The organism is Anaerocolumna sp. AGMB13020, assembly GCF_033100115.1.
Lineage (GTDB): Bacteria > Bacillota > Clostridia > Lachnospirales > Lachnospiraceae > Anaerocolumna.
Map to the genome: position 1 here is coordinate 5,509,360 of NZ_CP136910.1, position 12,016 is coordinate 5,521,375.

7 protein-coding genes are annotated in these 12,016 nt (G+C 39.4%); 6 read left to right on the forward strand and 1 reads right to left on the reverse strand.

Translation table 11 applies throughout. The features are described from left to right. Positions 1–66: 66 nt before the first annotated feature. Positions 67–1,326, forward strand: a complete 1,260-nt coding sequence (locus R2R35_RS23240; protein ID WP_331670187.1) for a U32 family peptidase — start codon at positions 67–69, stop codon at positions 1,324–1,326. Positions 1,327–1,498: 172 nt separating this feature from the next. On the opposite strand, the gene R2R35_RS23245 is transcribed toward R2R35_RS23240, so the two are convergent. Beyond that, entirely contained in the window at positions 1,499–3,268 is a 1,770-nt protein-coding gene (locus tag R2R35_RS23245) for an FAD-dependent oxidoreductase (RefSeq protein WP_317732227.1), read from the reverse strand. Between the two features lie 149 nt (positions 3,269–3,417). Here R2R35_RS23245 and R2R35_RS23250 point away from each other — a divergent pair, with 149 nt between their 5' ends. From R2R35_RS23250 to R2R35_RS23270, 5 genes are all read left to right on the forward strand, one after another. After that, complete coding sequence (locus R2R35_RS23250; protein WP_317732228.1) at positions 3,418–4,314, forward strand: helix-turn-helix domain-containing protein; 897 nt, start codon at positions 3,418–3,420, stop codon at positions 4,312–4,314. A gap of 76 nt (positions 4,315–4,390) precedes the next feature. Then, a complete protein-coding gene (locus tag R2R35_RS23255) occupies positions 4,391–6,619 on the forward strand; it encodes an AraC family transcriptional regulator (RefSeq protein ID WP_317732229.1) in 2,229 nt (742 codons plus the stop codon). A gap of 488 nt (positions 6,620–7,107) precedes the next feature. Further along, positions 7,108–9,330, forward strand: coding sequence for a helix-turn-helix domain-containing protein (locus tag R2R35_RS23260; RefSeq protein WP_317732230.1), 2,223 nt, complete (start codon positions 7,108–7,110; stop codon positions 9,328–9,330). A gap of 196 nt (positions 9,331–9,526) precedes the next feature. After that, entirely contained in the window at positions 9,527–11,020 is a 1,494-nt protein-coding gene (locus R2R35_RS23265; RefSeq protein WP_317732231.1) for an ABC transporter permease, read from the forward strand. Between the two features lie 36 nt (positions 11,021–11,056). Then, positions 11,057–12,010 (forward strand): carbohydrate ABC transporter permease, encoded by a 954-nt coding sequence (locus tag R2R35_RS23270; protein ID WP_317732232.1) that lies wholly within the window; start codon positions 11,057–11,059, stop codon positions 12,008–12,010. The last annotated feature ends 6 nt before the right edge of the window (positions 12,011–12,016 follow it).

Sequence of the window (12,016 nt, forward strand, 5' to 3'; positions counted from 1 at the left end):
GGCCTTCATAGAATCAAGTAAGGTGATGGGATAGAAAGCGCAGGACACGAAAGGAAATAAAGAATCATGATAATGGAAGATTTAGGATATAAAAAACCGGAACTCTTAATACCTGCCAGTAATTTAGAGGTACTTAAGATTGCTGTATTATATGGAGCAGATGCAATTTATATAGGTGGTGAAATGTATGGTCTTCGTGCGAAAGCGAAGAACTTTTCCGCAGAGGATATGAAAGCAGGCATTGAGTTTGCTCATGCGCATGGAAAAAAAGTATATGTTACTGCAAATATAACAGCACATAATGAAGATCTCTCAGGCATTCGAAAATATTTTGAAGAGCTGAAGGAAATAAAACCCGATGCAGTGATTATCTCAGATCCTGGTGTATTTGAAATAGCACAGGAAGTTGCACCGGATATGGAACTGCACATAAGTACACAGGCTAATAATGTCAATTATGCAACCTATCGTTTCTGGCACCGCCTGGGAGCAAAAAGAGTCGTGTCAGCCAGAGAGCTTTCTCTGGATGAAATTAAGCAAATCAGGGATAATATACCGGAAGACCTGGAGATTGAGACGTTTGTACATGGAGCTATGTGTATGGCACATTCCGGAAGGTGCCTCCTCAGTAATTATTTTACGGGCAGAGACGCCAACCGTGGAGCTTGTACCCATCCCTGCCGTTGGAAATACTATCTGGTGGAAGAAACAAGACCTGGTGAATACCTTCCGGTTGAGGAAAATGAGAGAGGAACATATATCTTTAACTCTAAAGATCTTTGCATGATAGAATACATTCCCCATTTAGTGGATGCAGGTATAAACAGTCTTAAAGTAGAGGGAAGAATGAAAACTGCTCTTTACGTGGCTTCTGTTGCCAGAACATATCGTAAAGCAATTGATGACTTTTTTGAGAATCCCGCTGTTTATGAAAAAAATATTCCGTATTATAAAGAAGAGATATCCAAATGTACTTACAGACAGTTTACTACAGGATTCTTTTTTGGAAAACCGGATTCAGATGCGCAGATTTATGATAACAATACCTATGTGAAAGAATATACCTATCTTGGAATTATCGGAGAGAAGAAGGAAGAAGGATATTATCGCCTGGAGCAAAGAAATAAATTCTCTGTAGGTGATGAAATAGAAGTTATGAAACCGGACGGAAGAAATCTCTTGCTGACAGTTAAGGGAATTTGTGATGAAAACGGTACAGAGATGGAAAGCTGTCCCCACCCTAAACAGGTCATCTACGTGAATCTTGGAGAAGGACTAGAGGAGAATGACATTCTTCGTAGAAAAGAAGAAGAAACCAATAAATAAGTTCAGGTTCAATTTACTGATTGCTATAACAGTCGTGAAATAATGAAAAGACAAGTGTCGTTTCGTTTGGAAAGGAGTACAAAGATTGTACGCTTTCTATGCGAATCGGCAGCTTGTCTTTTCTTTTCGTGTAATACAAAGCCTCGGAGAAGCTTCTTAAGATATCGGTTTGCTAATACACTCTGACTTCAAAGATTCTGGCATGGCTGTCACCTTGGGTCCCGGTAACTTTAATTCGGATTTTATCACATATAACTGGCGTGTTAAACGAATGCTTCCGAAATCTTTGATAGTTATTTTCCACATATTCGGAATATACTTGTCTGTCTTCCTTATAACATTCCAATTGATAGTTTCTCACCAGCGTAAGCGGAGGTCCTGGTAGCTGATGCTTTTGAACACGTTCTGACATGGAAATTGATATTTCGCGGCTCAGATCGGAGTCAAATTTTAAGTGGAGGACGGATAGTTCAATAGGTGATGGAAAGGTAAGACTTAGCCATTCCCCTTCTTTCCCCAGTTCTTTTGAGATCCAACAGTTGGATTGGGTTCCGGTTTTTCTGGATATCCCGTTTGTAATATTACAACAACTGCCATTATCCAAAGCGGAGGAACAATGTAGCTGGGCATTCTTTGCCATATCCTGTTTGTCTTCATTTTTAACTCCTGGAATATAACAATCATCCTTTAGGAGTAATTGCTGTAATTCTCTGATGTGAGAGGATACGGCAGCCGGACGTATTCCTTTTTCAGTGGCCAGCGCGCCGGCTGTACCCACTGCCTGGCCAATTACCGCACAGGTTCCCATAACACGAGTAGAACCAAAAGCCATATGGGAAGTGCTGATAATTCTTCCTGCCAGCATAAGATTTTGAATATCTTTCGCATAAAGACTTCTGTAAGGAATGGTATAAAGCTTGTCAAGATGAATATAATCCGTAGGCTCCAATTTGGCCTTGAGTCCGCCTGCTACATGCATATCCATAGGCCATCCACCGAAAGCTACAGCATCCTCAAAAATACGTCCAGCTCTTAAATCCTGTTCTTTGAGTATATAATCACCTATAATCCGGCGGCTTTCACGTTTTCCGGGAAGAAAGCCTACCCAATCAAGTACATAATTATCTGCCTTATGATCTCCCTTATTTTTAATATGGTCCCATACTCCATAGAGTGCTTTTAGAAGCTCATCACGGATTTCTTCTCCATCTGACACCGTATCAAGGTCCTCTCCCCCAAGCTCAATCCACCAGTAACCATAAGTAATCTCACTATGGTCACGAAGCGTAAGTTCCTCCTCTGTATAGCTGTTTGCCCAAAAAGGCTTTTGAAAAGGAACCGGTTTTCCTGCATCGATTGCTCGAAACAACAGGGTATTACCCATAGTTACCTGATCGGAGTTCTCCGGTGCATGCTCTTCCTCAAACACAGCTCTCCCTTCACGGCCACTCATATAACCGGCTCCGGCCAGACTGGCTAAAGTTCCGTCTCCCGTAGCATCAATGAAAAGCGGAGCTTCAAATTCCAACAACTTTTCAGTTGTAAGCTGTACGGCTCTTATTTTTTTAATTTCGCATTCTTTGACATTAACCTCAGTCATGTGGGTATTCAGGTAGAGAGTGAGATTGTTCTCAAAATTGCATTTTTCCCAAAGGATGGTATCGAAGATAGAAAAAGACCACTGGGGATTTCGATTTTTATTTTCCAGGAGTATTTCCTCCAGTATGCCGGTCTCCCTGGCATCAGGTCTTTTACTATGGCAATCGGCACCGCATATATGCATCCGTATTTCTGAGCTGGCATTCCCGCCTAATACCGGCCGGTTATGGACCAATGCGGTAGAAGCTCCATGCCTTGCTGCTGCGATAGCGGCACACACACCGGAGATTCCGCCTCCTACTATTACAATATCGTATTTCTTAACAATTGGCTGTTTGACCATACTGTACCTCCAGATAATGATAACACTGTAATTATAGCGAAACTGCCTGGAGTTTACCTTGAAAACACTGTAAGTCATCTTAAAAATTCTGCAAGGTATTGCCTTGAAAACAGAAATCGATTAGAATAAAATAAACAGGGAGGGAGAAAATGGCCAAACAATCCTACATAGTATTAGCAGAATATTTAAAACAGATTGCAGCAGATTATGGGATACACATCTGCATCAATGATTTTTCCGGTTTTGTCTTTCTTGATGAGGAATTGACAGAGCTTCTCCATCCTTATATGATTCACAGCAATCCCTATTGCATGATGGTGAAATCGGATAAAGGCCTTTGGGACAAATGCCAGGAAATGAAGAAGCCTATTGCAGAAAAATGCAGAAGACTTAGAAGTTCCTTTTATGGAAGGTGTCATGGTGGTGTGGAAGAATATATTCTTCCCATATTTTCCAATGTTCAGTTGATTGGGACAGTTCATGCAGGGATTTTTTCTTCCAGCGACAAAGACAGTGAAAGGACTGTGAAGGAGCTTGCCAGAAGTGCTGGATTAGAGGAACAGCAGCTTTTAGAGGTGTACCTGGAATCTGTAAGCGGGCAGGTACCGGAAGCTGATAAGATCAATAGCCTTTTAGGTATTGCAGCAGAATATATCGGAAGGATTTATAATGACTTTACCATAACGAATCCGAAGCTTCTCAGCCAGATACGGTTCAACTCTGGTGAAGATAATATCCTGGGGCATACTTTGGATTATATTAAAAGAAATTACAAAGAACAAGTATCCGTATCTGAAGTGGCAAAATTCTGCCATTGCAGTGTTTCCTACATCAACCATACCTTTAAGAAAAGAATGAACGTGAATATAAGAGAATATATCAACCGATTACGAGTGAATACGGCAAAATCATATCTTACCGGCACCAGCCTGTCTATTAAGGAAGTGGCTTCTTTTGTTGGCTTTCATGATCCAAATTATTTTTGTAAGGTATTTACGGAAATGTGTGGAATTCCGCCTTCTGCGTACAGAAAAGGGAAGGAATAAACCCGATGTAATATTAGCTGGCAAATAATAAATGAAACAGGTTTGATTCTAAAGGACAGAGAAGGATGATAATAAGATGGATAACAGAAAAGACCGGATTCATTTGAAATTATATTTAACCATGATTTTTTGTGTCGTAATTGCAGTTTTGCTGACTTCGACAATTCTTTATGTGAATTTTCAGTCCATTCTTATGAAACACGAATACAAAGCAAGGCTCCAGAACATGGAGACAGAGAAAACGAGGATTGCAAAATTATCCAATCTTGCTTTAAGCACGGCATATCAGATAATGAACGACGTATCGGTAATGAAACTATTTGTATATGATGATATCTCTTCGATTGATGAGAGTGCAGCTTTTCTTCAACTGCGCTATTACCTCACTTCCGTACCGGATATTGATTCCATCTATGTGTATAATAAAAACAACAATCGAATTTATAACGTGACAAACGAGTCGGCGCTGATGAAAGCCTGGAATCCGGATTACGATAAAAAAGACGATAAATTCTATGACAGATCAGCAGTGGAAATACTGAATAACAGTGATAAGTATCTGCCATTTCTCCCGATTCCAAGATTTTATCCTTTGAATGGGGATAGCTTCAAATGCGTATACAGCTATGTCATGTATAAAACTTCGGTCAAAAACAAGGATAGAGATGCAGTTCTTTTAAATCTGAATAAAGAATATCTATTCCAGGGATTTGATGACCAATCAGATAACATAAAACTGGTAATAGATCAAAACCATAAGGTAGTATATTCAAATTCCGAACAATTTATGGTGACAGAGGAATTGCAGAATAGCTTTGATTCGGGGGGAGTTATGAAGGAAAGGAACTCTGGTTATTATATAACAGATATTGGCGGGGTAAGATCCGTGGTGATGTTTACCAGTACAGATAAACATAATTGGCGATATATCAGTATCATATCATATGGAATGTTATTGGCTCAGGTTAACAGAATGCAGGCAATCAGTATATTAATAACAGTAATGATTGCGGCAATGGGTATGCTTACTGCACATATCTTTTCCAGACGGCTGAGCATCCCGATAAAGAGTATGTCCATAGATGTGAAAACATTGCGGCGGGAGAACCTAAGGCTTCATAAGGCTGCAAAAAGCAGAAAAATAGCAGAACTCTTGGAAAACGGGGGCTGGGACAGTAGAGGCAATAAGATAACCGGACAGGAATTCCTATCCCTCCTGGAGATGGAATGCTCAGCAGCAAAAGAAATAGTAATTTTATATATGTGTCCGGATAATTATCAGATGCATCTGGAAACCCAGGGAGTGGAAGGGATAAAGACCTATTTGTTTGCAGCCTCCAATATATTAAGTGAGCTGTTGGGAGAAAGTACAAAAGTATTTCACCTGGATATCTGGAATGATAAAAACTTGTTATTCTTACAATGGGAGGACAAGCTGACCGCAGAAAACTTAAAGGAATATATCCGAAAGATGCAAGCCTGTGTCAGAAATTATTATGATATCAGCATCTCTGTTTTAGTCAGCAGACCGGAAGCAGATTCAGAGAGCTTGTATGAGCTTTTTGAACAGGTAGAGGAGACTTTGACCAGAAGTATATTTTTCGGTCCTGAATATGTTGTATTTGCGGCAGATATGGAAGTGAAAAGTGATGCTCATTATGAGTATCCGGAACAGAAAGAAAAACAGCTGTTGGAAAATCTTATGTCTGGCAAAGCAGCAGAAGCGAAGAAAAATTATGAAGAGATAATAGAAGACACCTATCAATATCCAATCATTATCTACAATATGGTAATCAGTCGGTTGGTATTTGCCATAGACAAAGTCATTTCCAACCTTAAGAAAAATGGAAACGCTTCTTCCTTCTCAGGATATTTTGTGTTATCCAATCTAATACAGGAAACAGATACCATAACAGTACGGAATAAGAAATTCTCTGATTTATTCGACCGCATACAAAGTGAGCTGGAGAAAAGAAAAAGTGATAAACAGGAGCTTCTGGTGATAAAAATAAAGGAGAGGCTTGAGCAGGAATATATGGAAGCCTCTTTTTCTCTTGATTATTTGGCAGATTCCATTGGAATATCCACAGCTTATATGTGCAGACTTTATAAACTGTATACAGGGACGACCATTACAGACAGACTTGGTTTCCTTCGCATGAAAAAGGCCAGAGAGCTGTTGCTTGAAACACAGCTTTCCGTAAATGAGGTCGCCGGGCGGGTCGGATACTCAAATTCTACCTATTTTTATCGGGTATTTAAAAAAGAAAATGGTGTGACACCAAAGGAATATAGAAAAAATTAGTAGTTTTAGAGGTTGCTGCCTTAGGTCAGCAGCCTCTTTTTATGTAACGGAACTTGTGCAATTTGTCTTTGTTCGGCTTTTATGGGAGGGGACTTACAACGGTATTGCAATGACAAAGCAAAGAATTTTTTACCAGTATCCGCCTTCTGCTCATAAGGATACCAACAAATTTGCTAAAAATCGCAAAATAATATAGTTATATCAAAATTGTTCATATGCAAAAGCGATAAAAAGAGATGAAAAACAAGATTTGAAAGTATACAGGATTTTGAAATTAGACTATTATGAGGCTAGTTCTACCTTGCGTAAATTTCACTTAACGCTGCACCAATATTTACACTAAAATTTCCTGTAGGCCATAGGCGTTCGGATCGCTTCTCCTTCTTTCTTCGCTTTGCCTCAGTGTAAATATCAGGTAATGACAGGAAGCGGTATTTACGAAAGGCAGTACCAGCTTGATAGGCCTGGAGGGGGTGTGAGAGAGAAGAATGCAGGAAAGTAAAGTTTATTTGAAAGTATCGGTTTCCGTTATTGTAAGTGTTGTAATTGCTATTTTTATAACATCATCGATTCTCTATGTGAATTTCCAGTCCATATTAATGAAGCATGAATATGAGATCAATCTTGAAAAAATGGAGAGTGAGGAAGAACAGAGATTACAGCTTGCGAATATCGCTTTGAATACCTTGTATCAGATATACAACGATATTTCTGTTACGAAGCTGCTAACCTATGAAGCGGTCAGTTCCATCGATGAGAGTGCTGCTTTTTTGCAGCTGAGGCATTTTCTTGTGACAATACCAAATGTAGATTCTATCTATGTCTATAATGGAAAGAATGACAGAATCTATAATGTATCGAATGAAAATGAGCTTATCAGACCTTGGAAAGCAGATTATTACACCAATGCGGATTTTTATGATATCACTGCGGCTGCCATGATAGAAAACTGTACGGATTATATCCCTTTTATCATGGTACCAAGATATTATCAGGTCAATCAGCAGACCATGAAATGCGTTTATACGTATATTATGTACGATATCTTTCAGAAAAGTAAGAAGAGAAATGTTATTATGCTGAATCTGGAATCAGAGTATTTATTTCCGGTAAATCAAACGGACTATCCAGGAACCGTATCTTTAGTAGTGGATGGCAGCGGTAAAGTAATCTATTCGAATTCGGATAATTTCAGGGTTCTTGATAATGTAGAGGAGCAGCTGGATTATAATAATGTTCTTTCAAAAAAGAAATCCGGGTATTATCTTACAGAAATAAATAACACCAGATCGGTGGTAATATTTACAGATAAGGATAAATTTGGATGGAGAAATATCAGTATCATTAATTATAATGATCTGTTATCCCAGGTAAAGAAGCTTCAATCGGTAATCATAATCATAACACTTATGATAGCTGGTGTTGGGTTGCTTGCTGCGTTTGTCTGGTCCTGGAGGTTAGCAAATCCCATTCGCGTCATGTCAAAAGACATGAATACCCTCCTTCGGGAAAAACGCCAGGCAGAATCTTTGACAAAAAGCATGAGGCTGAAGGAGCTGCTGGAAAATAACGGTCTGGAAGACGGAGGTCTGCGTAAGAACGGAACAGACCTGTTATCTCTATTAGGGTTGTCCATGGCAAAGGAGCAAAGGCTGGTACTTATCTGTATAAAGGTGGATGATTATCAATATTTACTGGAAACCGCTAATTCTCAGCTGATAAATGCCTATAAATTTGCAGCTGTAAACATTCTGAACGAGTTAATGCAAAACGGTACCAATACCTATTGCCTTAATATGAGCCTGGATAAAAATCTTCTGTTTACCGTCTGGGAGGGAGAAGATACGACGGGCAAACTGGAGGAATACCTGCAGCATACCCAAAGACTGGTCCAGGAATACTTTCAGATTACAATCTCTGTTGCGGTCAGTGAGGTTACGGAAGACCCGGATAAACTTTTTTATCAGTACGAGCAGATTGAAGAAGCATTGTCCAGAAGCATCTTCTGGGATAAGGGCAGTATTGTGCACTACAATCATATAAAGATCAAAGATGTCCAGAATTATGAATTTCCGGAAAGTAAAGAAAAACAACTGATGGAATGTCTGACCCATGGTAAAGCCAAGGAAGCGGAGGAAATTTATCTCTCAATTGTCACGGAGACATATTCTTATCCCATTGTTATTTATAACATGGTCATAAGCCGTTTGATATTTATGATTACAAGTGCGGTGAATCTAATTCAGAAGAACAGCTCTATGCATTCGCTTTCCAGTTCTGTTCTCCTGATGAATCTTCTGCAGGAATGTGACACCATAAAAGAAAGAAATGAGAAATTCAAAGAACTTTTTTGGCAGATTCAAAAGGATATGGAGAACAAAAGAAAGGATAAGCTGAGCCAGACGATTACAGAGATTCATCTGCTGATTGAGAAAGAGTACAGGAATCCTCTTTTGTCCATTGAAATGCTGGCTGAAGAAATCGGAATGTCTACTGCTTATATGTGCAGAATCTATAAACAGTATACGGGTAATACCATTAACGATACTCTTCTGGAGAAACGAATGGAACATGCCAGAATTTTGCTTGCGGAAAGTACCTTTTCGGTTGGTGAGATTGCAGAAAAAGTGGGATTTAACGGCTCTACTTACTTTTACCGGGTATTTAAAAAGTTAAACGGAGTAACACCAAATGAATTCCGAAGAAAATAAGGACAGTTCCTTAAGTTTCGCAGGGAAAGGATAGAAATCAGCTCTGTGGTTTAAGGATAGAGAGTTTATACAGATAAGACAGAGGGATAAGGTTGATCGAAAAATGATTACAGAAAGGAAGCCACAATTGTTTCTTTCAACCTGTATTTTTTGTGGCTGTACCACAGATAATCTGTGGTATGCAATGGATATAAAAATGAAAAAAATAATGAAAGAAAGTGCTGTTTCAAGAGGCGGAAACAGGGAAAGATCATACGACGGAAAGCAGTTTGGAATTTGGAGCACAGCAGCAATATCTCTGGTTACAGTACTTTTGCTTGTATTGGTAAGAACCATAGTGATCCGGGATCAGGGGCAGCTTCTTACCGTACAGAAGCTTGATCTGACTGAGAAGGGGATGAGTTCAAGCTATAGCACGCTGACAATGCTTTCTTTTGTGCATAAAAGCGGAATTGGTACACAGGGAGCTTTTGCCATGGCTTTATTTGTTGTGACAGTGGCAATGATCTTACTAAATGGTATATTCATCTTAAAAGCACAAAGGTACAGCAGCGAAGCGAATAATATTAAAATCTACGAAGCCGGACAGTACGCCATGGCTTTCAATATTCTTTTATGTTTGGGCGTGATTTCTTTTGCTATCTACTCCAATAAGGCCCTGGGACTTGCAAATGTATTTACACCATCGATTTTGATATACCTGCTTCTGATACTTTCAATCACAGGATTTGTGGTAATTAAACAGTTGGAGGCACCTGAGCGTGCCAGATACAAAGAACCGGGATTTTTAAAGGAAGTAAGAAAGAATTGGGTTCTGTTCGTCCTGCTTTTGCCGGCAATTGTATATTTTGTGGTAAACAGCTATATTCCAATGGCCGGTGTCTACTTTGCTTTTGAAAAATTTAATTTCCGGGATGGCTTATGGACCAGTCCCTTTGTCATGTTCAATAACTTTGAATATATCTGGAAAGCAGACCTGCCAAAGCTGGTGAAAAACACGGTTCTTTACAATCTGGTATTTATTGTATTGGGACACATATTTAAAATATTTACGGCGATCTTGATCAGCCAGGTTACCAACAAATTGTTTAAGAGACTGAATCAGACCCTTATCTTCATGCCTCATTTTGTATCCTATGTTCTCTTGAACGTTATTGTATATAATTTATTGACCTACGAAACCGGAGCAATTAATACCTTTCTGACTTCTATTGGATTAGAGCGAATCGACTTCTATAATACTCCCGGTTACTGGCCCTTTATCATTGTATTCTTTGAAATGTGGAAAGGGGTAGGATATGGCTCCGTTGTCTACCTGGCTGCCATTTTAGGAATCGATCGTACATATTACGAAGCAGCAGAGGTGGATGGAGCGAATGTATTTCAGCAAATCAGATTTATTACATTGCCGTTAATAAAGACTACCTTTATTATACTGGTGTTATTCTCCCTTGGAAATATCATGCGCGGCCATTTCGACTTATTCTATCAGACAGTAGGAAATAATGGGCTCTTATACAATTACACAGACATATTTGACACCTATGTGTATCGTTTAACAATGAGTAATCCTTTAAACAACGGTTTGGGAACGGCAGCAGGTCTTTTCCAGTCTCTCTTTGGTTTTATCACCATTGTTGTTACCAATTTTATCGTTAAGCGTAAAAATGAAGATTATGCCTTGTTCTAAGAACCGCTATAAAAACATGGGACAGAAAGAACAAGAGTGAAAGAGAATGAACAGGAAAGGAAAATCACAGTGGATATAAGATTAAACAGGAGAAAAAAGACAGGAAGGATAAAGAAGTCAGGATATACCATTGCCTTTGATGTGATTGCTTATATATTTCTGACATTACTGGCAGTCGTATGCGTACTGCCGTTTATATTGATTGTGTCGGGGTCACTTACGGCGAACAGCACTATAATTCATGAGGGCTACAGCCTGCTGCCAAAGAAGTTTTCTTTGGATGCGTATAAACTGATTTTGGAAAATCCGAAAGATATTCTAAATGCATATAAGGTAACCATATTTGTGACAGTTGTTGGTACAGGGGTAGGCTTATTGATAACAACAGTAACAGCATATGTCTTATCCAGAAAGGAATTCAAATATAGAAACAGAATTTCCTTTATGATTTATTTTACCACCATCTTTGGAGGGGGTTTAATCCCCTGGTACATAACAATATCCAAAATACTTCATTTACACGGTACTTTAACGGCCCTTTGGCTGCCGGGGATCCTTTCCTCCTATAACATTATTCTAATGAGGACCTTTATCAAGAGCTCCGTTCCCGATGAAATGACCGAGGCGGCTAAAATTGACGGAGCAGGGCATGTAACCATATTTGCCAGGATTGTTATGCCGGTCCTTGGCCCTGCCCTTGCAACCATCGGCCTGTTTCTGGCCCTTGGTTATTGGAACAATTGGCTGAGCTCCTCGTTATTTATTAACGATACCGCAAAATATATGTTGCAGTTCTATCTGTATAATCTGTTAAACCGGGCTCAGGCAATCAGAGATCTGGCATTAACTTCCGGTGTAGTACTGGAAATTCCCACAGAGTCAACGAAATTGGCCATGACCGTAATCGTGACCGGACCGATTATTCTGCTGTATCCGTTCCTGCAGAAATATTTTGTATCCGGGATTACCGTTGGTGCAGTTAAGGGTTGATATTAT

Excerpts from the sequence above, each read along its gene's own strand:
- R2R35_RS23250 (WP_317732228.1), top strand. The coding sequence starts at position 3,418 with ATGGCCAAACAATCCTACATAGTATTAGCAGAATATTTAAAACAGATT.
- R2R35_RS23265 (WP_317732231.1), top strand. The coding sequence starts at position 9,527 with ATGAAAAAAATAATGAAAGAAAGTGCTGTTTCAAGAGGCGGAAACAGG.
- R2R35_RS23260 (WP_317732230.1), top strand. The coding sequence starts at position 7,108 with ATGCAGGAAAGTAAAGTTTATTTGAAAGTATCGGTTTCCGTTATTGTA.
- R2R35_RS23240 (WP_331670187.1), top strand. The coding sequence starts at position 67 with ATGATAATGGAAGATTTAGGATATAAAAAACCGGAACTCTTAATACCT.
- R2R35_RS23245 (WP_317732227.1), bottom strand. The coding sequence starts at position 3,268 with ATGGTCAAACAGCCAATTGTTAAGAAATACGATATTGTAATAGTAGGA.
- R2R35_RS23255 (WP_317732229.1), top strand. The coding sequence starts at position 4,391 with ATGGATAACAGAAAAGACCGGATTCATTTGAAATTATATTTAACCATG.